The organism is Nonlabens sp. Asnod2-A12 (genome assembly GCF_045063745.1).
In the GTDB taxonomy this organism is placed as follows: domain Bacteria; phylum Bacteroidota; class Bacteroidia; order Flavobacteriales; family Flavobacteriaceae; genus Nonlabens; species Nonlabens xylanidelens.
This window is the reverse complement of record NZ_JBEFOB010000003.1, coordinates 206020-230006: the sequence shown is the minus strand read 5'-3', so window position 1 is coordinate 230006 and position 23987 is coordinate 206020. Positions and strand designations below refer to the sequence as shown.

Annotated in this window: 25 protein-coding genes and 3 pseudogenes; 23 read left to right on the top strand and 5 right to left on the bottom strand. The window is 31.2% G+C overall.

Annotation, left to right across the window (positions count from 1 at the left end; genetic code table 11):
* Window positions 1–87: 87 nt before the first annotated feature.
* The 5 genes from ACJJVJ_RS01120 (at window position 88) to ACJJVJ_RS01100 (ending at window position 4233) form a co-directional block, all read left to right on the top strand.
* The gene (locus tag ACJJVJ_RS01120) at window positions 88–627 is read left to right on the top strand and encodes a hypothetical protein (protein ID WP_405368357.1); all 540 of its coding nucleotides are present in this window, start codon (window positions 88–90) and stop codon (window positions 625–627) included.
* A gap of 190 nt (window positions 628–817) precedes the next feature.
* A complete protein-coding gene (locus ACJJVJ_RS01115) occupies window positions 818–1579 on the top strand; it encodes a hypothetical protein (RefSeq protein ID WP_405368355.1) in 762 nt (253 codons plus the stop codon).
* A gap of 226 nt (window positions 1580–1805) precedes the next feature.
* Window positions 1806–2525, top strand: a complete 720-nt coding sequence (locus ACJJVJ_RS01110; RefSeq protein ID WP_405368353.1) for a DUF2071 domain-containing protein — start codon at window positions 1806–1808, stop codon at window positions 2523–2525.
* Between the two features lie 602 nt (window positions 2526–3127).
* On the top strand, window positions 3128–3607 hold the full coding sequence (locus tag ACJJVJ_RS01105; RefSeq protein WP_405368351.1) for a hypothetical protein: 480 nt from the start codon (window positions 3128–3130) through the stop codon (window positions 3605–3607).
* A 206-nt stretch (window positions 3608–3813) separates the two neighbouring features.
* Window positions 3814–4233 (top strand): DUF3592 domain-containing protein, encoded by a 420-nt coding sequence (locus tag ACJJVJ_RS01100; RefSeq protein ID WP_405368349.1) that lies wholly within the window; start codon window positions 3814–3816, stop codon window positions 4231–4233.
* 52 nt (window positions 4234–4285) lie between these two features.
* On the opposite strand, the gene ACJJVJ_RS01095 is transcribed toward ACJJVJ_RS01100, so the two are convergent.
* The gene (locus ACJJVJ_RS01095) at window positions 4286–5257 is read right to left on the bottom strand and encodes an IS110 family transposase (protein ID WP_405368347.1); all 972 of its coding nucleotides are present in this window, start codon (window positions 5255–5257) and stop codon (window positions 4286–4288) included.
* A 366-nt stretch (window positions 5258–5623) separates the two neighbouring features.
* Here ACJJVJ_RS01095 and ACJJVJ_RS01090 point away from each other — a divergent pair, with 366 nt between their 5' ends.
* Complete coding sequence (locus ACJJVJ_RS01090; RefSeq protein WP_405368345.1) at window positions 5624–6589, top strand: hypothetical protein; 966 nt, start codon at window positions 5624–5626, stop codon at window positions 6587–6589.
* A 220-nt stretch (window positions 6590–6809) separates the two neighbouring features.
* Window positions 6810–7475, top strand: a complete 666-nt coding sequence (locus ACJJVJ_RS01085; RefSeq protein ID WP_405368343.1) for a HEAT repeat domain-containing protein — start codon at window positions 6810–6812, stop codon at window positions 7473–7475.
* Between the two features lie 18 nt (window positions 7476–7493).
* On the opposite strand, the pseudogene ACJJVJ_RS01080 reads toward ACJJVJ_RS01085, so the two are convergent.
* Window positions 7494–8507 (bottom strand): annotated as a pseudogene (locus tag ACJJVJ_RS01080) (IS110 family transposase).
* A 683-nt stretch (window positions 8508–9190) separates the two neighbouring features.
* Here ACJJVJ_RS01080 and ACJJVJ_RS01075 point away from each other — a divergent pair.
* The 4 genes from ACJJVJ_RS01075 (at window position 9191) to ACJJVJ_RS01060 (ending at window position 12861) form a co-directional block, all read left to right on the top strand.
* Complete coding sequence (locus ACJJVJ_RS01075) at window positions 9191–9574, top strand: hypothetical protein (protein ID WP_405368342.1); 384 nt, start codon at window positions 9191–9193, stop codon at window positions 9572–9574.
* Between the two features lie 534 nt (window positions 9575–10108).
* A complete protein-coding gene (locus ACJJVJ_RS01070) occupies window positions 10109–11077 on the top strand; it encodes a hypothetical protein (protein ID WP_405368341.1) in 969 nt (322 codons plus the stop codon).
* A gap of 152 nt (window positions 11078–11229) precedes the next feature.
* Window positions 11230–11964 carry a hypothetical protein gene (locus ACJJVJ_RS01065; protein WP_405368340.1) on the top strand — a complete coding sequence of 245 codons (735 nt, stop codon included), beginning with the start codon at window positions 11230–11232 and terminating at the stop codon, window positions 11962–11964.
* Window positions 11965–12204: 240 nt separating this feature from the next.
* Window positions 12205–12861 carry a hypothetical protein gene (locus tag ACJJVJ_RS01060; protein WP_405368339.1) on the top strand — a complete coding sequence of 219 codons (657 nt, stop codon included), beginning with the start codon at window positions 12205–12207 and terminating at the stop codon, window positions 12859–12861.
* Window positions 12862–12906: 45 nt separating this feature from the next.
* Here ACJJVJ_RS01060 and ACJJVJ_RS01055 read toward each other — a convergent pair.
* Window positions 12907–13161, bottom strand: a pseudogene (locus tag ACJJVJ_RS01055) (IS110 family transposase); the annotation flags it as partial.
* 134 nt (window positions 13162–13295) lie between these two features.
* On the opposite strand from ACJJVJ_RS01055, the gene ACJJVJ_RS01050 reads away from it, so the two are divergent.
* A complete protein-coding gene (locus tag ACJJVJ_RS01050; protein ID WP_405368338.1) occupies window positions 13296–13844 on the top strand; it encodes a hypothetical protein in 549 nt (182 codons plus the stop codon).
* Between the two features lie 225 nt (window positions 13845–14069).
* Window positions 14070–14762, top strand: a complete 693-nt coding sequence (locus ACJJVJ_RS01045) for a hypothetical protein (RefSeq protein ID WP_405368337.1) — start codon at window positions 14070–14072, stop codon at window positions 14760–14762.
* 263 nt (window positions 14763–15025) lie between these two features.
* On the opposite strand, the gene ACJJVJ_RS01040 is transcribed toward ACJJVJ_RS01045, so the two are convergent.
* A complete protein-coding gene (locus tag ACJJVJ_RS01040) occupies window positions 15026–15670 on the bottom strand; it encodes a hypothetical protein (protein WP_405368335.1) in 645 nt (214 codons plus the stop codon).
* A gap of 166 nt (window positions 15671–15836) precedes the next feature.
* Window positions 15837–16142, bottom strand: a pseudogene (locus ACJJVJ_RS01035) (transposase); the annotation flags it as partial.
* Between the two features lie 168 nt (window positions 16143–16310).
* On the opposite strand from ACJJVJ_RS01035, the gene ACJJVJ_RS01030 reads away from it, so the two are divergent.
* From ACJJVJ_RS01030 to ACJJVJ_RS00985, 10 genes are all read left to right on the top strand, one after another.
* A complete protein-coding gene (locus ACJJVJ_RS01030) occupies window positions 16311–16700 on the top strand; it encodes a hypothetical protein (protein ID WP_405368333.1) in 390 nt (129 codons plus the stop codon).
* Window positions 16701–16776: 76 nt separating this feature from the next.
* Complete coding sequence (locus ACJJVJ_RS01025; RefSeq protein WP_405368331.1) at window positions 16777–17358, top strand: hypothetical protein; 582 nt, start codon at window positions 16777–16779, stop codon at window positions 17356–17358.
* 183 nt (window positions 17359–17541) lie between these two features.
* Window positions 17542–18105: a TetR/AcrR family transcriptional regulator gene (locus ACJJVJ_RS01020; protein WP_405368329.1), complete on the top strand. Its 564-nt coding sequence runs from the start codon at window positions 17542–17544 to the stop codon at window positions 18103–18105.
* Window positions 18106–18167: 62 nt separating this feature from the next.
* Complete coding sequence (locus tag ACJJVJ_RS01015; RefSeq protein WP_405368327.1) at window positions 18168–18914, top strand: SDR family NAD(P)-dependent oxidoreductase; 747 nt, start codon at window positions 18168–18170, stop codon at window positions 18912–18914.
* Window positions 18915–19003: 89 nt separating this feature from the next.
* Window positions 19004–19984: an alpha/beta fold hydrolase gene (locus ACJJVJ_RS01010; RefSeq protein ID WP_405368325.1), complete on the top strand. Its 981-nt coding sequence runs from the start codon at window positions 19004–19006 to the stop codon at window positions 19982–19984.
* Window positions 19985–19993: 9 nt separating this feature from the next.
* A complete protein-coding gene (locus tag ACJJVJ_RS01005) occupies window positions 19994–20962 on the top strand; it encodes an alpha/beta fold hydrolase (protein ID WP_405368324.1) in 969 nt (322 codons plus the stop codon).
* Between the two features lie 148 nt (window positions 20963–21110).
* On the top strand, window positions 21111–21530 hold the full coding sequence (locus ACJJVJ_RS01000; protein WP_405368322.1) for a DNA-binding protein: 420 nt from the start codon (window positions 21111–21113) through the stop codon (window positions 21528–21530).
* Between the two features lie 334 nt (window positions 21531–21864).
* On the top strand, window positions 21865–22779 hold the full coding sequence (locus tag ACJJVJ_RS00995; protein ID WP_405368320.1) for a glutaminase: 915 nt from the start codon (window positions 21865–21867) through the stop codon (window positions 22777–22779).
* 268 nt (window positions 22780–23047) lie between these two features.
* A complete protein-coding gene (locus ACJJVJ_RS00990; RefSeq protein ID WP_405368319.1) occupies window positions 23048–23422 on the top strand; it encodes a hypothetical protein in 375 nt (124 codons plus the stop codon).
* Between the two features lie 89 nt (window positions 23423–23511).
* Complete coding sequence (locus ACJJVJ_RS00985) at window positions 23512–23985, top strand: hypothetical protein (RefSeq protein ID WP_405368317.1); 474 nt, start codon at window positions 23512–23514, stop codon at window positions 23983–23985.
* The last annotated feature ends 2 nt before the right edge of the window (window positions 23986–23987 follow it).

The following is a 23987-nucleotide window of genomic DNA, read 5'->3' as shown; positions in this document are numbered from 1 at the left end:
GCTTGTAGCTAAACCGAAAGTAATTGCTTATTTTCTGCCCAACTTGCCATATATTTAACGTTACCTGCAAGCTGAAAAACATCGCGAATGACAAGAACTTCATCAAAAATAATTAGCATAATATTTGGAGTAATTGCCATATACTGTACCATAACATTAATACCTGACAAAACAAACAGAAAATTAACTGCATTTAATGAAAAGTTCTCGTTTGAAAAAGAAATTAATATTTCGGAAAAATTTTCAACGGACTTTGAATCATCATACAAAATCGGAATTAGCTTAGATAATCCGAATTCGTACAAAGAGGTTGACTCTATGATTCCAATGGAAACGAATCTCGAAATATTACATAAAGGAAAACCAATAGAAGTTTATGAAAACAATAGTTTTTTAAGCAAATCAGATACTGAATATGAACTAAAACTGAAATTTGTAAATGCGAACCCAAAACCGAATAAACTAAAAATAGTAATTCAAGTGGATGTGCCTGGTCCTTCTTATGACTTACTAATTGAACGTGAATATAAATGGGTGTTTTGGATTATAAATGGAATAATTTTGTTAATTGCGCTAATAACTGGATATTTTGGATTCCGAAAAAAGCCAGCAGGTAACACCGTATAAAAATAATAGGGCAATTAGTGCTTAATTAAATGGCTTGGGCACTTTTGCGAAGTCGCCAAATTTTTAAATTTGGCTTATTGAGAAAAAAAGATAATAAGAAAAATTTAAAAATTCGGCTTGTGTTAAACCGAATAGTAGTTGCCTTTTTTCCGCCCTACTATTCTTATACAATTCCGTTACCTACCATTAAATGAAATCCGTAATAAAACTAACATTAGTACTAATTTTAATATCTAGTTGTTCAAAAAAAAAGACAACTGAATCTAAAATTATTACGAAAAAAATTGAATACGGTATAATAATAACTGACTACCTTGAATCTGAAAAATATAAACCAACAGTTGTTTTCAATAATCCAAACTACAATAATAAAAAGTCTATTATTAGACTTTTAGGAAACGAAATAAGTTGGTCTGAAAAAAATAACGCGCTAGAAATAATAATCAACGGAAATAAAATTAATACGTCTGATAAAGTTACTTTAAATAACAATTGGGGAAATAGTGTTGATAGTGTAAATTTTGCTAATAACGTTAGACAAATAAAACTGTACGAATCTGAATCATTAATCGGTTTTATACTTACTAACGAACCTTGCTCAGGACTTGGATGTAGTGTAAATTATCAACTAATTTATGATTTAAGTACTAAGAGTGAAAGTTACTTTGGTAGATTTAGAACTGGATTTGAACTTGAATTATATGATTTTAACCAAGATTCTAAAATTGACTTTTTAAGTAAAACTTTTTATGGTAGAAATGAACAAATGATTGACACCACAGAGTTCATTATGTACAGTCAAATCGAAAAAGGAAAATTTGCGGAATTTAAAACAGAAAAACAAAAACGCTTTAGTTTTAAACATATTTACCCTCAAATTTATCCAGATAGAAATAAAGATTCAATCCTAGAAGAATTTGAAGAGCATTGGATTGAGAAAATATTGGATTGAAAAAATAACGGTAGGTAACAAAGCATATAAGCAATGCGAGGGTTTGTGCTTCATTAAAAGTTAGGGTATATTTGGGAGACCGCCGAATTTTAACAAATTCGACTTATTCCCCAGAAAAAATAATAATCGAAATTTGTAAAAATCAGCTTGTGCCTGCCGAATGGCTTTCGCCATTCTTCATTCGCACTGCTCATATACAGAGACGTTAGTGGTAATTACAAAAAAAATGAAAATACCGAAAATAAAAGGAATAATTGACAGACGAATTCTTGTAAACTATCAAGTTGATAAAGAAGTGTTGGAAAATTATTTACCAAAGCCATTTAAACCTAAGTTAGTTAATGGAAAAGGTATTGCTGGAATATGTTTAATCAGATTAAAGGAAATCAGACCTAAAGGATTACCAAAACAAATCGGAATTTCCTCCGAGAACGGAGCTCACAGAATTGCTGTGGAATGGAACGAAAATGGACAAATAAAAGAAGGTGTTTATATTCCGAGAAGGGATACTTCTTCGAAATTAAACTCTTTAGCTGGAGGAACTATTTTTCCAGGGATTCATCACCTTGCAGAATTTACGGTTAATGAATCTGACGGGAATTATAATGTGGGATTTGTTAGCGATGATGAAACCTCTTTATCAATTGAGGCAAGTGAAACTGACAATTGGAATGAGGAAAGTGTATTTGAAAACCTAAATTGTGTTTCGGATTTTTTCGAAAATGGATCAATCGGATATTCTCCTGACAAAAATGACTTTGACGGATTAGAACTCAAAGCTTATAACTGGAAAGTATCCCTTTTAAATGTGAAAAAAGTTAGATCTAGTTTTTTTGAGAATACCGATATTTTTCCGAAGGGATCAGTCAAATTTGACAATGCTCTTTTGATGAAGGATATTGAACACGAATGGATTGAGTTAAAAAAAATAAATAACTACCACTAACAATATATATAGCAAATTGGGCGATTAGTGCTTAATCCAAAAGTTGTTGTCTATTTGCAAAGTCGCCAAATCTTTTGATTTGGTATTAAAAAACAAAAATTAAAACAAAATAAAAAGATTTAGCTTGTGGCTAAACCGATAATAATCGTTTATTTATTGCCCAACATGCCATATATTTAACGTTCAGGCCAATTACCTGCGGCCGTAGTTCTACGCTATAAAATTTTAATTTGTTCTTATTGCGAACTAAAATTACTCTACTCCATATCCATGAAAAACATAAAGCTATCACTAGGTTAAACAAATTAACAATTTTAAGACTCCCAAACTACTAATTGGCCTGAACGGGCAAAGGTGTAAAACGCCTCGTCTTAAATCCGGTGCATACTTGCTTTTGTCATGCTGCCACAAATAACTGGCGTGAACAAAGCATAAAGCGTATCAGGCGTTTTAAAGGCTACCTGTGAGGCTGTATAATTCAAATTTAGTCTATCTTTAAAATCCTAAATTAACATCTCTAACATTGGGATACAAAGCAAAACGCCTCACACGCCTTATACCTTTGCCCGTTGGCAACAATATCCAAACTGAACGCAAAACAAATGGAAAAAAAATTAAAGCAAAGTATTCTGACTTCTTATCTCATTGGGACACCAATTGGAATTCTGACTGTCATTGCTACGATTTGGATACCATTATTACTAACTGGAGAAGGACTTTTGACAATCGCTATTCTTGGTGCATATGGTGTTTCGACGATTGGACTTGTTGTTGCGTTTCTGATTGCTCTTTGGATTGGCGGAATATTGGCTTATAAAAATATTAATGATGGAAAATCATTTATTCTGACTTCTTTTAAATATTCTGTTGTTGTGAATTTAATTATCTGGTTAACTTTTTGTCTGATTGTCGGACTGACTGTAACGGAAGAAAGGTTTTTGATGATGATTCCGCCAATTATTGCATTTGTTATTTGCACCATTCTGACAACATTTACAATCGGACTTTTAATTGCATACGTAATAAAGCGAATAAATAACAAACCAACTGAATTAAAAAATACTGTTGCCAACAAGGTATAAAAAACATAGGACGTTTGTGCTAAACCGAAAGGCCTGTGAATATTAACAAAGTCCGCTAAATATAAAATTTGGCGTTTATAGTAGAAAAGATAAAAGCAAAATATTTATATTTAGCTAAGTAATAAATCGAAACGAAAGTGCTTATCACCTGCCCTACGATTTCTTATACTTAACGTTGTAGGTAATTTGACAACTCAAGAAACTGAATGGAAAACTTAATTGGAGCAATTGTCTTTTTAATAGTTGGAGGTGGATTTTTATACGCTGGATTTAACGTTCGGAATTCAAATCGTAGAATACAAACAAGTGGAATTAAAACTAAAGCTAAAATAATTGACTTTATAGAGGAACGTAGCAAAGATGCTGACGGTGATTCACATATCTATCACTTTCCTGTTGTTCGATTTACGGACAAAAACGGAATTGAAACAACCCAAAAGTTGGATTCAAGTGCGAATCCTAAACGGATAAATGAACCGATTGATATAATTTACTTGAAAAAGAATAATGAATACGAAATAATGATAAACAGTGAGTTCTGGAAAACCTATTTTCCAATGATTTTTATAGTCGGTGGATTTTTATTCTCTGGAATCGGAATTGTATGGTTGATTAATAAAATATGAATAAAAAACTACCTACAACAAAGAACTGTGGTAAAAAACAAGCGAGTTTCACTTAATTTCTAACCAGTACACTTCTATATCCGTCATCGTATATTAATCCTGATTTTGCTATAGCAAAAGCCTGTTTTAAGAGCTTATTACAGACAGCTATTAAGGCTAGTTTTTCACTCTTTCCTTTGGCTACTATTCGATCGTAAATTGCCTTGCATGCTTTGTTGTATTCACAAGCATTAAAACTGCACATAAACAGTAGGTTTCTTAGCTTCTGGTTACCTATTTTACTTATACGTGCTCTTCTATTTATGCTGGTTCCGCTTTGCCTTATTATAGGTGTTAATCCAGCATAACTGCATAGTTCACTTCCACTTTTAAAACGCTCAAATCCATCGGTTAAAACAACTAACATTAAAGCAGTTTTATCTCCTATTCCTGGAATGCTTTTTAAACGTGTTAGAACATCTTGATGTACCTGTTTTACTAAGGCTAGCAACTTATCCTCTATTAATTTTATTTCTTTCTGTACTTGTTTTAAACTGCGTTTTATAGAACTGACAACTACTTTACTTGGATTACCTAAAACAGACTCGCCATGTAGTTTATTTTTATACATAGTGCTTTGTTTGGTCAGCATTGACAGCAGTCGAGTCATTTGAAGGCATTCTATTTGATGTTTAGAATTACCTTGCCATAGCTTTAATTCTACCTGTTTTGCATAAGCACAAATCAATTTAGAATCACTTTTGTCTGTCTTTATTTTAGACAGTTTCATCTGTATAAATCGCTTCACAGATAAAGGATTCTCTACCGACACTTTCTTACCTGATTCTAATAGATAATAAGCCAGTTGGTAATGATAATATCCGGTAGCTTCCATTACACAATGACTGTTATCATCTAACAACTTTACCAACTTTTTAAAGCCTGATACGTTATTCTTAAACTGATAGTATTTACCATCGGAATCGGTAACATCAAATACCAAATGACTAATGTCTATTCCGAAATATTTAATATCTTTATTCATTATAATATGTTTTTGGAAAGGACAACCTACGCGAGTTTCAACAACTTAAAATCGAGGTCTTAAAAGCCTCATAGAACTGTACGAAATCTGTGTAGAAAAGAGAGGGGATTTTCAATGTTGACGAGATCTGAAGTCTCTACGTATATAATAACCTTATTCCTCTCTTTTGTTCTTTCTATTTATAAGTCTTTAATTTAGTGATTTCAAACTTAAGCCGTATAAAAAAAATTGCTAGTTTTAGCTAAACCAAAGTTAGTTGCTTGTTTGCTAGCTTCTGATTTTCCTTCGGAAAATCCTCGCACACAAACACGCAACTTTCCTTATACATAAACGTTACCACCAATTAGAAAAACCTAGTTACTAAGAATGAATCAACAGAAATTAAAAAAGCAAAAAACTGACACGATTTTTATTGTAAAAAAGGATACTGTATTCGTTCAAAGCAAACAACTTGAAGGAATAAATGGTTCTGTAATTGAACTAAAAGAAGAGATTAGCTCTATTGGAAAAAAAACAGAGCCAACTTTTTGGGGTGCTAAATATGATACTGTTTTTACAGTTGCAATAACACTGTTCATTTTTATTATTGGTATTTTAATTGACAGATATATAAAAAGAGAACAAGAGAAAAAGGAACTCAAAGAACTTAAAGAGTACTTTCTAAATCAAGTAGACGAACTTTTAAATTTTATTGGTCCACCACTCTTAAAAGGCTACAATAAGTTTTATCAGGAAACTATTAACATAAACAGCGGAATACCAACAACACCGCCAAAGTTACTAACTAATAGCTTTGATAGGATTTTAAAAATGGAATCCGAAAAATTATTCAGCTCTTTTGCTTCAGATGAAAAAGTAAAATTTAATCAATACTTCGGAGAAATTGATTTTTTATCAAATCTTCTAACTGACATAAATGATTATCATAGAATTGTACTTCAAAGGAGTGAATCGATTCGAAATCCTCTAGCCGAAATTGACTATAATTACATCAAACTTCTTGCTGATTTCTGCGAATTCGATAGAAATAACGGAAGGACACAACATACTGATTTTTTTGAAACTAAAGTTCAGCACTATTACGATGAGATTGCCAATGGTAGACATTTAGTGGAGTGTTATAAAGAAATAGTAAGACCAACACAAAAATACATCCTTGACAATAATTTAATGCGCACTCATCCGATTGGAAATAAAATTGGAGAATTAGGTAAATTATATTCGACAAAATACAACCACTTAAGAATGCTGATTATGGAAGTTAGATGTCAATATCGAACATTCGCTCATAAAATAAAACAGTCTTTAGATAAAATAAAAAAGTTGAAATAACTGGTGGTAACAAGGTATAAAAAACATAGGGCGTTTGTGCTTAACCGGAAGGTCTGTGTTTATTTATAAAGTCGCCAAATATAAAATTTGGCATTTTCAATAAAAAAGATAAAAGCAAAATATTATATTTGGCTTAGTACCAATCCGAAACGTATCGCTTATCACCTGCCCTACGTTTCTTATACTTAACGTTAGCTGTAATGCGAAAAAAAATCCGATAATGAATCAATATTTAACCGACATAATTTCACGGATGAATGATGAAAGCGACCAAATTTTGGAATCTGGCTATAACAGTTCTGATACAATTTCTTGGAAAGCTTTGAGAGAAGCGGAAAAGATTGATAATGAAAATTATATACCTGAATTAACTGAATTTATTGATTCTGAAAAGGATAAAAAGAAAAGGGATAAAGCGTATTTCTTACTTGGACATATTGCAAAAAACACGAACAATACTAAAGCAACGGAATATCTAATAAAAAGAGTTGAAAAGGAAACAGATAAATATATAGTTTCTTCACTTCTCAACAGAATTTCTAACCTAGAGAAACCAAATGGAATTGATTTGCAACCTTTAATAAATGCAATTGAAAATAATAAATGGCAAATTAGACAAAGTGCCATTCAATCTTTAAAAAATGCGGAAGACAGAATTGCGGAAAAAGCATTAATTGGAATTTTGGCTGTTTCAGAAGACCAATATGATTTAACATATGCAAATGCTACATTGAATAATATGGGAACGGTAAAGGCAATTCCATTTTTAGAAAAGCATTTAAATAGTAAAAAAAGGGATGTAAAAGGTTCAGCAAAATTTGCGATAGAATCAATAAAAAAAAGAGCTGAAGAAGAAAGCACTACAGCTAACAAAGAACTGTGGTAAAAAACAAGCGAATTTCACTTAATTTCTAACCAGTACACTTCTATATCCGTCATCGTATATTAATCCTGATTTTGCTATAGCAAAAGCCTGTTTTAAGAGCTTATTACAGACAGCTATTAAGGCTAGTTTTTTACTCTTTCCTTTGGCTACTATTCGATCGTAAATTGCCTTGCATGCTTTGTTGTATTTACAAGCATTATAACTGCACATAAACAGTAGGTTTCTTAACTTCTGCTACCTATTTTACTTATTCATGCTCTTCTATTTATGCTCGTTCCGCTTTGCCTTATAATAGGTGTTAATCCAGCATAACTGCATAGCTCACTTCCACTTTTAAAACGCTCAAATCCATCGGTTAAAACAACTAACATTAAAGCAGTCTTATCTCCTATTCCTGTAATGCTTTTTAAACGAGTTAGGACATCATGATGCACCTGTTTTACTAAGGCTAGCAACTTATCCTCTATTAATTTTATTTCTTTCTGTACTTGTTTTAAACTACGTTTTATAGAACTGACAACTACTTTACTTGGATTACCTAAAACGGACTCGCCATGTAGTTTATTTTTATAGATAATGCTTTGTTTAGTCAGCATTGACAGCAGTCTAGTCATTTGAAGGCATTCTATTTGATGTTTAGAATTACCTTGCCATAGCTTTAAATCTACCTGTTTTGCATAAGCACAAATCAATTTAGAATCACTCTTGTCTGTCTTGATTTTAGACAAATGTCTTCCTATAATTCCGCTTTCGCGAAAGCGAACTCGTAAAAGTCAAGTGTATAAATCGTTTTACAGATAAAGGATTCTCAACCGACACTTTCTTACCTGATTCTAATAGGTAATAAGCCAGTTGGTAATGATAATAACCGGTAGCTTCCATTACACAATGGCTGTTATCATCTAACAACTCTACCAACTTTTTAAAGCCCGAAATACTATTTTTAAACTGATAGTATTTACCATCGGAATCGGTAACATCAAATACCAAATGACTGATGTCTATTCCGAAATATTTAATATCTTTATTCATTATAATATGTTTTTGGAAAGGACAACCTACGCGAGTTTCAACAACTTAAAATCGAGGTCTTAAAAGCCTCATAGAACTGTACGAAATCTGTGTAGAAAAGAGAGGGGATTTTCAATGTTGACGAGATCTGTAGTCTCTACGTATATAATAACCTTATTCCTCTCTTTTGTTCTTTCTATTTATAAACCTTTAATTTAGTGATTTCAAACTTAAGACGTGTATAAAACATAGCTTAGCAGTTGCTTAATTGAAGTATCTTACCTATTTATAAAGTTCGCCAAATTTTTAAATTTGGCTTTTAAGATTGATAGGTTAAAAACAAAATATAAAAATTCGGCTCTGTGTTAATCCGAAAAATTAGCGTCTTTTTATACGCTACGTTTCATACACAAGACCGTTAGTAAACATATATGATGAAATTTTAGAAATCTATATTGAACAAATTAACTAAACTTAAACAAGAACGAAAAGCATTGTTGCAGATCATATTAAACTAAAAATTATAACTATTCACTGTAAATTATAATTTTGATTAAAAAAAACGGTGAATTCATCTTTTTAACACACAAAAAAAAATTATGAAAAAGAACAACTTTTACCTCCTACTTTTATTATTACTTTTATTGAATTCATGTAGTAACGATGATGCTGATAACGATAGGTCAGCAACCAATTGTAATCCATTGGCATCAACAGCGATAGTAAATAGTGATGGTGAATACTTCTTAGACAGTGTTTTGTACATCAGTGACGAAGATGTATCAAAATTTACTATTATGGCAGTCAATAACGACTGCACAGTGAGAATAGAATTTGTCTTAACTTATATTTCAGATGTTGTTCCAGGCACATTTCCAATAGTTAATACTTCAATGCCAGGTCTGAATCAAGCAACGGTTTCTTATACAAGTTTTGATTCTAGTGGTGTCGTTGTTTCGCAATCAATCTTAGATAATGGAATGGTTATAGTGACAGGCGGCGCTATTAGCTTTACAATAGATATTAATGGCTCATCGCAGGACGGTACTAACATAACATTTGTAACTGCACATGATTTTAACGGATAATAAAAGTGCTGTTTAGAAATTAATTAATTCGAAAAAAAATAACATATTCTGATTCATTTGGTTAATTAAAATGCTGAGTGTAAAAATTACAGTTAATATCACAAATAATAAAGTGTGGGTTTCTATACGCTACGAATATGTGAAATTACTAATAAAACCACTTTAATGCATTTATAAATACGATTCAATAATCATAAATGTAAAGAACATACGGTTACTAACAATGCATAAAAACAATAGGGCAATTGTAGCAAAACCGAAAGGTTCGGGCGCATTTGCAAGGTCGCCAAATTTTTAAATTTGGCTATTTGAGAAAGAAACATAAATAGTAAAATTTAAAAATCTGGCTTGTGCTCAATCCGAAAATAATTTTCTAATTTACACGCTACGAGCCATATACAAGACCGTTGTGTGCAATTTTAGAGCTACGTCAGAAAATCAAGTTAACTAATTGAAAAGTATGTTTTGCTCATTATAGTTTTTTTAACTCAAAACACCTTTATAGATTTGAATATAAATGAGTAAATCCATAAAATGAAAAAATATTATCTCTACATATTAACTATTTTAGTTTTAACCTCTTGTTCATCATTAAAGAACAAGACTTCTAACAAAAATGACAAATTAGATATAGTTACATTTAATAAAGGTGTCACTATTTTTGAAATGGTCGATGAATTAAGTATTGATTGGGAATTACAAAGACTTGATACTTTAAAACAAGATGAAAAAGTCAAGTATGATATTTTAAAAAACGAGAAAGAAGAAATTCTCGAGTTAGCTCTTGACCAATTTGGAAAAGTAACACAAGACTTTCCGTACTCTGAACTTTATCACAAATCTCTTTACAACCTTGCTCATATCAGTTCTTTGTTGGACTATGAAGAAGATGAAATTAAATACCTGAAAATTATTTTAAACGGTAATGCCAACGATAAAGAAAATAGTGGTAGAATTGGAATAATGTCAAACCCATATGCAAACTTTAAAAATGAAGCAAGTAAAAGACTAACTGAAATTTATATTAATAAAAGAGAATATAAGACTGCTTTAGAATATAAAAAGCTTAATGAAAAATATCCTTTACAGCATTTTTGCGGGAATGCTTTTGCTGCAGATGAAATATACAATGCAAAACAGTATGCTAAAATCTATAATGGAATTGGAGAAAAGAAAAAAGCTTTAAATTATCTTTTGCCTCATATATTCAATAATGGTTTAGCAAATAATTCAGGTTTAGTCGACTTAACAATAGAATCGTTGAAAAAAAACTTTGACCAATCTCTGATAAAAAAAGATTTTGAAAAATCAATTAGTGAAATTTATTCAAAAATTGAAAAAGATGAGAAAGATGAATGGACAAACTATTTTATAAAATATTTTGATATTGAAATTGGAGTGCCAAGTTGGACTTTAAGTTTTGAAAGTGATAGTGAAAAAATAAAATCTGAATTAGAAAAATCAATTCGAGAGTCTGAATTTTACAAGAAATTAAACAAATAAAAACTGCACACAACATTGGCTATAAGTAATTGCTTGTTCTCGCCTACTTTGGAAATTCCTGCGGAATTTCCAACTTGGTGTGTACTTGCAAAGTTAATCGCTAACCCACGCAACTACTCATAGCCGAGACCGTTACCCAATATTACCAACTGATGAAAATAAAAAGGCAATCTATTAATTCTTCTTTGGGTTATTTGACAATAATTCCTTTGATTGCGATTATACTATTCATTGTTAATAAAAAAGAGAATACATCTATAAAATATGATGTTTGCCATAACCTAAAAAAAAAGATTTTTACTCTTGACAAAAGTATATACATAACGCCTAATTCCGTATTTAATGACGTCGATTTAAACTTTTTAAAGGAAAATTTAAACTTGAATTTAAATGATTGTGGGGGCGATTTAATAAAATATAGCTCTGATATAAAGCATTTAAAAAAGTTAAAATTAATTTACAATACTCCTAAATTATGTCCAGGTATACACTACCGTAGTTATTTTACTATAACCCTCAGAGATAAGCTACCTTTTGTTGAAAATGATTTTATTCAAATAAGCTCTATTGGAGATAGTTTATCAAATTATCTTTTAGAGGAGGAAAAATATTCTAAAGTAGTTTTTGATTTTAAAAAAAATGACAATTCTAAAAAAGTATCTGATATATTAGATGAAATTATAAGAGGATATTCTATAGCTTACGATTCATTGAGTTTTAGAAAATTTAAAAGACCATTTTGTCAAATAAACGAAAAAGAGATTGAAGATTTAAAACTAGATTTTAAATTAATAATTCCAACTAAAGAAGGTATTAGTGGTCGACCACCAGCTCCTGCATCTCCACCTCCATCCCTTAATAAAATAAATATAATTAAAAACCCTTAAAAGAATTAACATTGGGTAACACGGTTTATAAAACATAGCTAATTAGGTGCTAAACCGAAAAGTTTGTACTTATTTACAAAGTCCTCTAAATATAAAATTTGGCGTTTAGAACAAAAAAGATAAAAGCAAAATATTTATATTTAGCTAAGTAATAAACCGAAACGAAAGTGCTTATCACCTGCCCTACGTTTCTTATACTGAACGTTGTTGGGCGTCATTAAAAAAACTTCAGAACCATTAATGAAATTATTAAACACTATTGAAATAGAACCTTTGGATTATACTGAGAATGAATATGAGTTCCCAAATACTTCAAAAGAAAAAAACGCAAAAGCATGGAGTGATTTCTGGTATAAGTGTGTTTCAGATAGTAATTTAGAAAGTTTAAAGCCTATAGAGCTTGGTTCATATCTAATTGATATAAAAAATATTAGTGATTCTGAATTAAAAACTATTCTTCAAAAAGAACTAAAAGGAAAAGACTTATCTAATGCAGAAGAATATGTTGAACCTTTATTTGGTGGAATAGTAATTACAGAAAATGACAAAATAATTATCGAACCAACTTGTTGTGGTGATATTGCAAACCTAAATCATTGGGAAAAAATTGAAAAATTTGAATTAAATAAATGGGAACAATTATGGATTGGTCATCCTTGGGTTTATTGTAAAAAAACTAATGAGAGTATAATTTTATCTGATTACACAGAAGTTAACTTAGGTGATTATAAGGAGTTATCAGAAAAATATAACTTCTCAAGACAAGAACTTAATTCTCAAATAAAATCAAGCAGAAAAGATATTAATGCTTTTGAAAAACAAATTAGGAAAGTTTTAGTAGAACTTGAAATTGAGAATGCAAATAAAATTTCAAAATTGTTGATTGGGAACAAATAACGAACGCCCAACAAAGAACTGTGGTAAAAAACAAGTGAGTTTCACTTAATTTCTAACAAGTACACTTCTATATCCGTCATCGTATATTAATCCTGATTTTGCTATGACAAAGGCCTGTTTTAAGAGCTTATTACAGACAGCTATTAAAGCTAGTTTTTTACTCTTTCCTTTGGCTACTATTCGATCGTAAATTGCCTTGCATGCTTTGTTGTATTTACAAGCATTAAAACTGCACATAAACAGTAGGTTTCTTAACTTCTGGTTACATATTTTACTTATTCGTGCTCTTCCATTTATACTACCTGTGAGGCGACTAAATTCTATAATAGTTTTGTACTTTCACATCTAAAACCAAAACCAAAATATAAACATACCAATGGAATGCCTCACTCGCATTATACCTTTGGCTGTTACCACACATTAAAAAAATCTGTATGAGAGGAGATATACAATCGGAATTAAGACAACATTTAGACAATAACGAAACTTTGCTTTGGACAGGACAACCGAAAAAAGGTATTGTATTTAGAACAGCTGATATTTTCCTAATACCTTTCAGCCTATTATGGTGTGGATTTGCTATATTTTGGATGTTTATGGCTTCACAAGGTGGCGGAATTTTTGCATTATTTGGTATTCCTTTTGTGATTATAGGATTAATATTTGTGTTCGGGAGATTTATAATTGATGCAAAACAACGAGAAAACACTTATTATGGATTGACAAAAGACAGAATAATTATAAAAAGCGGAGTATTTTCTAAAAATATAAAATCGTTAAACATTAGAACCTTATCTGATATTGAATACAACGAAAAAAATGATGGAAGCGGAACTATCTCTATCGGACCAAAAAATCCAATGATGATATGGGGAAATGGAATGAATTGGTGGCCTGGAATGAAAGCAAACCCACAACTTGATTTGATACAAAATGTTAGAAAAGTATATAATCAAGTGATTGAAATACAGAAAGAAAGATAACGTGTGGTAACCTATATATAGCAAATTGGGCGATTAGTGCCTTACCGAAAGACTGTTGTCTATTTACAAGGTCGCCAAATTTTTAAATTTCGCTTATTGAGAAAAAAAGATAATAAGAAAAATTAAAAAATTGGGCTTGTGTTTCATCCGAATGGTTTGCGACTGTTTTCAGCCCTACTATTCTTATACCAGACCGTTGTAACACATTTGACCAAATCATAAACTATGGGATTATTTTTATCAATGTCCGGTATAATAGGAAAATCAGAATACGAAGTTGAAAAATGCCTAAGAAGTTATGCTGAAAAAAAATCTGGAGGATTAGAAATAGAAGAACTTGAGCACTTAGATGATAATTTTTGTGTCATAAATGAAAACCAAAATAGCACAACAATATTTTATCCATATGCACTTATGGAATGGGATGATGTTTCCATCTACATTTCATCTGAATTACAATGTCCTGTGTTTTCTTTTCACATCCACGATGGAGATTTATGGATGTACTTACTTTATAACAAAGGAGAACTAGTTGACCAGTTTAATCCAATACCTGATTACTGGGATGATAATTTGAGCAAAGTAGATATTGACGAGCAAAAAGGAAATGCGAAATTGATTTCCGAATTGATACCAGATGTTAAAATAGAGGATATTAACAAATATCTAGTAAGATGGAATCTTGAAGATGATGAATCGAAAGCTTATCAGGATGATGAATTTGAAAACATCGATTGGCAAATTGTAGATTTTATGAAAAAAATAGGACTTGAATATCCTATTGATGATTCAGATAAACCGAAAGGAAAGGTATATCGTTTGTGGACAAAGGAACTAAAAAAATCCAATCTAGAACAAAAACAAACAATATCGGAATCATCCATAAACAAAGGAGTTTGGTGGAAGTTTTGGGCATAAAAAACGTGTTACAACAAAACCTATAAACAATACGGGCTTAACCAAAAGGTTTGTGTATTTTTATGATGTCCGCAAAATCTTTGGGATTTTGCTTTAAACAAGGAAAAGAAAAAACAAAACAAAAAGATTTTGCTATGTGCGTGGCGGAAAGCAAACGCCAGTTTGCTCCCGTACTGTTCATAGCTCAAGCGTTGCAAGCAATACGGACAAAAAGAAACGTTCAATTAAGATTACGTTTCTTTTTGTATTTTATTTATTTTTGATTATTGAACTTCATAAGAATCTAAACGTCTTATAATACTTGGTGTAGAATTAGAAACAAATGATGAAGAATCATAAATAAGTCCTATACCACTTGCGTAATAAAAACGGTCTAAACCTGGTAGTTGCTCACCATCTGAATTTTTAGCATATCGTTCTGAATTTATGCAGTCGAACTCGCCCGCTTCAACACTAATTATGGTATTACCTTCTACAAGAATCTCATAAATATTTCCCCATTCATTTTCTTGTAATAAACGTTCTTCATTATTACTATTTGTGAATATTATAGAACCTTCTTCGTTTATTAAGCTTCCCTCAAATTCTCTCAAAAACTCGAAATGTTCACCATTAGGATTACAAAAAGTGATTCCTTCTTCATTTCCTGTTGTTAATCTTCTAAATTTATAGTAGGATTCACCTGAAAAATCTTGAATACCAACAATACTTATCGAGTCTATTACACCAGTATCATCATACATTTCTGTGCCAGCATTGTATTTGTAATTTTTGTAAACCCAAGAATTACCAATTGTTAAAGCGAAAAAATTAACATCAGGTTGATTAATTTGATTTTCAGAATTATCTGATTCAGTACAAGAAAAAGTAAATGCAATAATGGAAAAACACAACAATAAACGTTTCATAATATTTGATTTAATTAGTTAATAGTATATGTAATTGTGTATTATATTATTTAGCTATTTGATTAGACACAATTTGACAAACGAAGAAAAAAAAACTTTATTATAACGAACTGAAAAAAGTACTGCATACAACAAAGAACTGTGGTAAAAAACAAGCGAATTTCACTTAATTTCTAACCAGTACACTTATATATCCGTCATCGTATATTAATCCTGATTTTGCTATAGCAAAAGCCTGTTTTAAGAGCTTATTACAGACAGCTATTAAAGCTAGTTTTTTACTCTTTCCTTTGGCTACTATTCGATCGTAAATTGCCTTGCATGCTTTGTTGTGTTTACAAGCATTAAAACTGCACATAAACAGTAGGTTTCTTAACTTCTGGTTACCTATTTTACTTATTCGTGCTCTTCCATTTATGCTGGTTCTGCTTTGTCTTATTATAGGTGTTAATCCAGCATAACTGTATAGCTCACGTAAATCATGTATAATTAATGGCTTGTTCTCGCCTACTTACGAAAATCCTCGCGGACTTTCTATTCGGTTTTTATTTGCTAAATTTAGTACTTAAACCACGCAACAAACCATATACAAACACGTTGGCTGTAATTACAAAACTGAATCTAAGAATCCTGAAAAAGAATGATTTTTAAAGCATTTGATATAAATACAAAAAAAGAATTTGAACTATACGTTTCAATCGTAGAAGACGAAAACAAAGATTTAATTACAATCTTTACTGAATATAATGAAAAAAAAATAATAGTGTCAGACGAATTTCATTTTGGAACACTTCAAAAATTCAGAACGAAATTGATAGAAGATAATGTTGACTTGAAATGCAAAGGAGCTTTGATAAATGTTTATCCTTCTCCATTGATGAAATTTGCTCCAAAAGCATATTCTCTAAAACTTGGGAAACAAGCGGAAATGGATTCTGTTGTGGAAATATATGAATACACAGATATTTCTGAAAGTATAAGTCCTGAAAAGCAAAATTTATTTTATAGAGATTGGATAAAAAGTTTATAGTAAAAATGGAAAATAAAAAACTTAAGCCGTGTATAATTAATTTCTTAAACACGCAACTAACCTTACACAAACACGAATGATATACGGAATTTTGATAATAATTATAATAATTGTGCCGATTGGAATATCATATTATTATGACTATAAAAAAGACCCAAAAGAATTTACTTTCTCAATTAAAACAATGGGGAAAGGAATACTCAAAGGGCTTGTTTACGTGGGAATTCTAATTGGTTTAAACGCAATCTACCTATTCGTTATTCCGATAAACAAGAATCACGGGATTGAATTTAATTCAGAACGTGAAAAACTCGGAATACCAAAAATTGGAGATAATTGGGAAAATAGAGAATATCAATCAGAACAATTCAAAACCCAATGGTGGAAAACTGAATCAACAGACGGACACTTTAAAAAAATAATTGAATACGGAATTCTAAATGCAGAATCTGAAACTGATTATTATAAAAACGATAATAGAAAAGGTACATTCGCGTGGTCGAAATATGATTTTGGAAATAATTCTTCCGAATATTTTATTGAGAAACCGAATGATGAAATCGTTTCGGTAACTGAATCTGGAAAACTTAAAATGGGAAAGTCAACGATAATTCAGAAAATAGATAAATCGGAATTTGAAAAATTTAAAGCGGAATAAAAACTACTGGAAACAAAGAACTGTGGTAAAAACAAGCGAATTTCACTTAATTCATTCAAATACAATACGGTACATATTATTAGTTTTCCCAAAAACAATACTTTTATAAAATCTATGATGTTAACTTTAATATAAAAACAGACAGACTAGTCTGTTTTTGTGAATTTAAAGTAAATTTGTATTATGAAACATGCCGAAGTAAAAAATAGAATTATAGAAACAGCTTCCTTTTTATTTTATAAAAATGGCTATAACTCTACTGGTATCAATCAAATAATTGACGAAGCTGGAATTGCCAAGGCTACTTTATACAATCATTTTAAATCAAAAGAAGAAATTTGTTTGGCTTACCTTAAATTCAAAAACATTAACTTTTTGACAGATTTTCAAAGTTTTACTCAGTCTAGAAAGAAAGGCAAAGACCAAATACTCGCCATATTTGATTTTCTTAAATTATTCTATCAAGATAAAGACTTTAATGGCTGTTGGTGTATTAAAACAGTTTCAGAAATCCCTAAGGATAATGAAATTATAAGAAACGAGATACAATCTCAAAAAAATAGCTTTATTGACATCATTACTCAATTAGTAAAACACAATATAGAAGGTATTAATGGAGAACAAGTCAATTCCTTATCTAGACAAATCTATTTACTCTATGAAAGTGCTGTGGGAGAAAGTCATCTACATCAACAAGACTGGCCTATTATAGAGTCAAAAAATTTGTGTGAAAAAATAATAGCTTAAAAAAATTTTATAAACAAATAGACAGACCTGTCTGTCTTTAATCAACAATTAAAGTAAACAAAATGAAAGAATTTGCAAACAAAGTAGCCTTAGTAATAGGTGGAACAAGTGGAATCGGTAATGCAACAACAAATGCTTTATTAGAAGGTGGTGCTACAGTGCACGTAGTAGGAAGAAACACTAATAAAATAGCCGACGCTGATAATCTAATTAAACACACAGTTAACATATCTAATACTACCGAAGTAGCATCACTTATTGAAAGTATAGATGGTTTAGACAACTTAGATTATTTAGTAAATGCTTCAGGTATTTTTGGACCTAAACCATTTTTAGATCACACTATGGAAGATTATAACTCTTATTTAGACTTAAACAGAGGTTTCTTCTTTATCACACAAAGTGCAGCTAAAAAAATGAAAGCAACACAAGGAGGTTCCATTGTAAACGTAGGTTCTATGTGGGCAAAACAAGCTGTAAAAGCAACACCATCTACCGCATACTCTATGCAAAAAGCAGGACTACATTCCTTAACACAACATCTAGCTATGGAACTAGCAGATGATAACATACGTGTTAATGCTGTTTCTCCAGCTTTAGTAAACACACCTGTTTATCATAGCGTTTTTGGAAGTGAAGAAGCTGCAAAAGAAGCCTTAGTAGGTTTTAATGGTTTTCACCCTATAGGTCGTTTTGGAGAATCTCAAGATATAGCAAACAGTATAGTGTTTTTATTATCTGACAAAGCTGCTTGGGTAACAGGTGCTATTTGGGATACAGATGGTGGCGTTATGGCTGGTAGAAACTAAATAATGTGAATAAAAGTCATCACCGGTACAAGTATCGGTGATGACTTTTTACATACCTCCTTAATTATACGGAGACTTAAATCAAAATCATGAAAAATATTATTCTATCATTAAGTATTGTTTTATTACTTATCTCTTGTAAACAAGAAACACCATTAGTAACAGACACTGCAACTAGCGCTACATTATCTAATACTCCACATCAAGAAACGAGCGTAGCATATAAAACACTAGAAGTTAACGGTATCAACATAGCTTATAGAGAAGCAGGTAATGTTAATAATCCTACCATCGTTTTATTGCATGGTTTTCCTGCGTCATCTTACCAGTACAGAAAAGTACTAACACAATTATCTGATGAGTATCATTTAATCGCTCCTGACTATCCTGGCTTTGGTAACAGTGATTTTCCAGAATCAGAAGCATTTGATTACACATTTGACAATATCGCGACTGTCGTAGATTCCTTTTTAGAAAAAAAAGGAATTAATTCTTATGCCATCATGATTCAAGATTATGGTGCCCCTATAGGTTTTAGACTTGCAACAGCACATCCAGAAAGAATTACGGCTATCATAAATCAAAATGGAAATGCTTATGAAGAAGGTCTAGGAGAAGCCTGGGCTGGAATAAGAGCTCTCTGGGAAAACAGAACCGAAGAAACCGAAAATGCCTTATTACCTGCATTTACTTTAGAAGGTTTAAAATGGCAATACACACATGGAGTTAGAGATGTAGAAACTGTAGATCCTGATAGTTATAATTTAGATTATTTAAGATTATCTAGACCTAATGCACATGCCGTTAACATAGATTTGTTTTATGATTATCAAAATAATATAAAACTATATCCACAGTGGCAACAGTATTTAAGAGATAATCAACCGCCGTTATTAATAGTTTGGGGTAAGAATGATGCCTTTTTCCCTGAAAGTGGTGCCCAAGCGTTTAAAAAGGACGTTAAAACAATAGATTATAATGTTTATGATACAGGTCATTTTGCACTTGAAGAAGATGGTAATGCGATAATTAAAAAAATAAGAGAATTCATGAAAAATCAAAATAAATAGCAATTTAAGATGAGAAAATTTGCACTAATTATAGTGGTGATCACAGCATTTTTTGGATGTCAGGACAGCACAAAAATCACCGAAAAAGAATTCTATTTACCACCAGCAACAATCTATAATTATGTAGAAGTGGATAGTGCAAAACTCTTTTATAGAGAGGCAGGAGATAAACATAATCCCACCATAGTATTATTACATGGTTACCCTTCTTCCTCACATTCTTATAGAAACTTAATTCCCATGCTAGCAACTAGGTATCATGTTATTGCACCAGATAATTTAGGATCTGGTTACAGTACACATTTTGACCCTAGCACTACTAACTATACGTTTGATTTACTGGCTTCTTACATGGAAAAACTGGTCGATAAATTAGATATAGAGAATTACGTTATGTATATGCAGGACTTTGGCGCACCTGTAGGTTATCGCATGATGATGAATAACCCTAAACGTGTGGATGCTTTAATCGTTCAAAATGCAAATGCATATCTAGAAGGACTTACTCCTCAACGACAAGACTTTTTTAGGACAGCACAAACAGATACCTCGACAGCAAAGCATGATTTTTTATACAGCCTAACTGGTAAAGACGCTATCATAAATAAGCAGTATTTATTTGACCTAGACAGTACAAATAGGAATATTCAAAGTCCAGATGCTTGGACACATGATCTGGCCTTCTTAACGTCAAAGAAAGATAGAGAGATTCAGGTACAATTATTTAAAGATTATAATACTAACTTGATAAGATATCCTAAATGGCAAAAAATGCTACAAGAGCAACAACCTAAAACCTTAATAGCCTGGGGTAAAAAGGATTTAAAATTTAATGCAAATGGTGCCAGAGCTTATTTAAAAGATTTACCTAATGCAGAGTTGCACCTTCTAGATGCTGGTCATTTTGCGGCCGAAGAAAAAACAAGTGAAATTGCAACGCTTATTCTAAAGTTCTTAGCTAAAAATGAAATAGAATAGAACTTTAAAAACACCTATTCCACTACTCCGTTCTTGATTTAAGATGTGATTATATATATTAACTACTCAAATTTTAAATCTTTATATAAGACCTACCTTTGCATTTTTACAAATAAGAGAATAAAAGAGTATTTAAATTTATACAGTAATGGATTTACAGGTAGGTGATAAAGTAAAATTAATCATAGAGAGAGAAACACCTCTAGGTTATAATGTTTTAATTGAGGGCGAGATAGAAGGATTACTCTATAGAAGTGATGTTTTTTCTGAAATGGAAGAAGGCATGGAAGGTATAGGTTTTATTAAAAACATAAGAGAAGACGGTAAGATAGACGTATCTCTTAGACCTCAAGGCTATCTTAATGTTATAGATCATGACGCAAATATTGTTCTAGAAGCGCTGAGAGAAAGTCCAGATGGCTATTTACTAGTTACTGATAAAAGTGCGCCAGAGACTATACGTGCTCAATTTAACATGAGTAAAAAGTCTTATAAAAAAGCACTCGGTAACCTTTATAAAGAGAAATTGATCAACATTACCTCAGACAGAATAGAGTTAATCAACTAGTTCTATACAGTCTATTTTATGGATATAGAAAACGATTTGTTCTCTATTAATTCTAGAAAAGAACTTAAATATTTAAAAGCTTATGAATCAAGAGTGTTTTGATTTATGAGCTTTTTTTGTTATCTCGCTTTCGCGAAAGCGGAACTAAAACCACAATTAATCAATTATAAATAGTAAGTTATGTTACCTAAATAACGAGCTTATAAAATCTACTATCTTACAGTGAGATAAATAGCAAGAATATAGAAAGGCATTTTTAAAAATAGTAATAGAGACTTAAAACGCGGTGCTCCCCTATTATCTTTGCTACAATAATGAAAATAAAGTCGAGTATATGGATAATAATGAGGTGATAGAAAAGGTCTTTGAGAAGGTATCTAAGATGGAAAACATAGGTAATCTAGCCTCTTATATACCAGAACTAGCCACCATAGATGCAGAAAAATTTGGTGTTCATATCGCCACTAATTCTGGGGCATCCTACGGTATAGGTGACTTTGATGAAAATTTTTCTATACAAAGTATAGCAAAGGTACTGTCCTTGTGTCTGGCCTATAAAATACTGGGAGAGCGTATATGGGATAGAGTCGGTGTAGAACCATCTGGTACCGGTTTTAATTCTTTGATACAATTAGAAAACGATAATGGAATACCTAGAAATCCATTCATAAATGCAGGTGCTATAGTTGTTGCAGACATTTTAATAAGCCATCTAGACCATCCTAAAGAAGATCTACTAGCATTTATAAGGAGTATGTCTCCTAATAAAACGGTAGATTATTGTGCAAAAATATCATCTTCAGAAAAAACGATAGGTTACCGCAATATCGCTCTATGTAATTTTATAAAATCATTAGGTAATATTAAAAATGACCCTAATGAGGTGCTGGATTTTTACTTTGATATTTGTTCTCTAGAATTAAGTTGTAAAGATTTATCTAAGCTGTTTTTATTTTTATCCAATAAAGGAAAAACGGTACATGATCAACTAGAAATACTCACTAGAAGTCAGACTAAAAGAATTAATGCACTCTTGCTTACCTGCGGCTTTTATGATGAGTCAGGAGATTTTGCTTTTAAAGTAGGTTTACCTGGTAAAAGTGGTGTAGGTGGTGGGATTATTGCTATTTACCCTAATGAATATACCATAGCTGTGTGGAGTCCCAAATTAAATTTAAAAGGGAATTCTTATAGAGGTATGAAATTTCTAGAAGCATTTACCACATTATCTGAGGTGTCCATTTTTTAAATTTAGTAGGACGTGCGCTTACCTTAACATTAGAATTACCTTTATAAAATTATATGGAGATGGATATGGGTCTCGCTTACGCGAAAGCGGAATCTTAAAAATAAAACATACCAGAACCAGCAATCTCATTCTCAAAAGAATTTGAAACATGGGAATAATTTAACTAAAATTCCATTTTCTATATCAGATTTTGTTATTCATTTGTTGTGCTGTTAGAAAACACCATTTTCTATAGGTACAAAGTTTAAAATCAAGCATTTATTTTATTTTGAAAACGATTCAACATTTCATTAATTTCATCGTCCTATCGGTACTCTTTGTAGTATCAGTTAGTGCTGGAAATGTGACGTTTTCTGATCATTTAATCGAGTATCCCATAGAGGACACCGCTACAGTACAAGCTGCATCTAGTTACCATCACCATCTATTTATAGGAGCAAATGTGCCATCTATCGTACACCTATCCGCTCCAGAAAGATCGCGATTAACAACTGATCATTATTATTTCCATACCACCGGATTACTTAATAGAAGTAGCTACCTTACTTTAAATCAAGGTAGTAAAACTATAAAGTACGATTACATATTTATTCATCATTCCTTTATTAAGGATATTATATTTCCCTTTCATTCTTTCTGGTAATTAATTAGTGATTTACTTATTTAATTAAAATGCGCATGGTTTTTAAAAAATCATGTCAACTTACTATACACATTATCAAAAAAAATATCATGGATACAGGAATGATTATGGTTATCGCTATATTATTAATCGTTTGTATTACACCATTTGTAATCATAAGCAGCACAACCAAAAAAAGAGAAAAACACCTTAAAGAAACCTTGCAACAACACATTGCAAAAAATCGTGCAACCCTAGTAGATTATGCTGTTCACAACGACTTTGCTCTGGGACTAGATAGCCTCAATAAAATATATTGCTATCATAAAACAAAGGACAAAGAGTTATTTCAACAAATAGATCTTAACGACATAAAATCTTGTGAGGTAAAAAAGAATACTAATCGTATTAAAAACGACAGCTCTAGTTATGAGGTAGTGCAACGTGTCGCGCTAGTTTTTACACCTAGACAAGGTTCTAAAATAGAAGAGTTTGAGTTATATAATGAAGATATAAGTTCTCAATTAAATGGAGAAATTGCTCTAGCTACTACCTGGAAAAAAAAGGTAAGTAACTTGTTATAACA

Bases quoted from the DNA above. Each gene is read 5' to 3' on its own strand.
- ACJJVJ_RS01120 (WP_405368357.1), top strand. From the start codon at position 88: ATGACAAGAACTTCATCAAAAATAATTAGCATAATATTTGGAGTAATT.
- ACJJVJ_RS01115 (WP_405368355.1), top strand. From the start codon at position 818: ATGAAATCCGTAATAAAACTAACATTAGTACTAATTTTAATATCTAGT.
- ACJJVJ_RS01110 (WP_405368353.1), top strand. From the start codon at position 1,806: ATGAAAATACCGAAAATAAAAGGAATAATTGACAGACGAATTCTTGTA.
- ACJJVJ_RS01105 (WP_405368351.1), top strand. From the start codon at position 3,128: ATGGAAAAAAAATTAAAGCAAAGTATTCTGACTTCTTATCTCATTGGG.
- ACJJVJ_RS01100 (WP_405368349.1), top strand. From the start codon at position 3,814: ATGGAAAACTTAATTGGAGCAATTGTCTTTTTAATAGTTGGAGGTGGA.
- ACJJVJ_RS01095 (WP_405368347.1), bottom strand. From the start codon at position 5,257: ATGAATAAAGATATTAAATATTTCGGAATAGACATTAGTCATTTGGTA.
- ACJJVJ_RS01090 (WP_405368345.1), top strand. From the start codon at position 5,624: ATGAATCAACAGAAATTAAAAAAGCAAAAAACTGACACGATTTTTATT.
- ACJJVJ_RS01085 (WP_405368343.1), top strand. From the start codon at position 6,810: ATGAATCAATATTTAACCGACATAATTTCACGGATGAATGATGAAAGC.
- ACJJVJ_RS01070 (WP_405368341.1), top strand. From the start codon at position 10,109: ATGAAAAAATATTATCTCTACATATTAACTATTTTAGTTTTAACCTCT.
- ACJJVJ_RS01065 (WP_405368340.1), top strand. From the start codon at position 11,230: ATGAAAATAAAAAGGCAATCTATTAATTCTTCTTTGGGTTATTTGACA.
- ACJJVJ_RS01060 (WP_405368339.1), top strand. From the start codon at position 12,205: ATGAAATTATTAAACACTATTGAAATAGAACCTTTGGATTATACTGAG.
- ACJJVJ_RS01050 (WP_405368338.1), top strand. From the start codon at position 13,296: ATGAGAGGAGATATACAATCGGAATTAAGACAACATTTAGACAATAAC.
- ACJJVJ_RS01045 (WP_405368337.1), top strand. From the start codon at position 14,070: ATGGGATTATTTTTATCAATGTCCGGTATAATAGGAAAATCAGAATAC.
- ACJJVJ_RS01040 (WP_405368335.1), bottom strand. From the start codon at position 15,670: ATGAAACGTTTATTGTTGTGTTTTTCCATTATTGCATTTACTTTTTCT.
- ACJJVJ_RS01030 (WP_405368333.1), top strand. From the start codon at position 16,311: ATGATTTTTAAAGCATTTGATATAAATACAAAAAAAGAATTTGAACTA.
- ACJJVJ_RS01025 (WP_405368331.1), top strand. From the start codon at position 16,777: ATGATATACGGAATTTTGATAATAATTATAATAATTGTGCCGATTGGA.
- ACJJVJ_RS01020 (WP_405368329.1), top strand. From the start codon at position 17,542: ATGAAACATGCCGAAGTAAAAAATAGAATTATAGAAACAGCTTCCTTT.
- ACJJVJ_RS01015 (WP_405368327.1), top strand. From the start codon at position 18,168: ATGAAAGAATTTGCAAACAAAGTAGCCTTAGTAATAGGTGGAACAAGT.
- ACJJVJ_RS01010 (WP_405368325.1), top strand. From the start codon at position 19,004: ATGAAAAATATTATTCTATCATTAAGTATTGTTTTATTACTTATCTCT.
- ACJJVJ_RS01005 (WP_405368324.1), top strand. From the start codon at position 19,994: ATGAGAAAATTTGCACTAATTATAGTGGTGATCACAGCATTTTTTGGA.
- ACJJVJ_RS01000 (WP_405368322.1), top strand. From the start codon at position 21,111: ATGGATTTACAGGTAGGTGATAAAGTAAAATTAATCATAGAGAGAGAA.
- ACJJVJ_RS00995 (WP_405368320.1), top strand. From the start codon at position 21,865: ATGGATAATAATGAGGTGATAGAAAAGGTCTTTGAGAAGGTATCTAAG.
- ACJJVJ_RS00985 (WP_405368317.1), top strand. From the start codon at position 23,512: ATGGATACAGGAATGATTATGGTTATCGCTATATTATTAATCGTTTGT.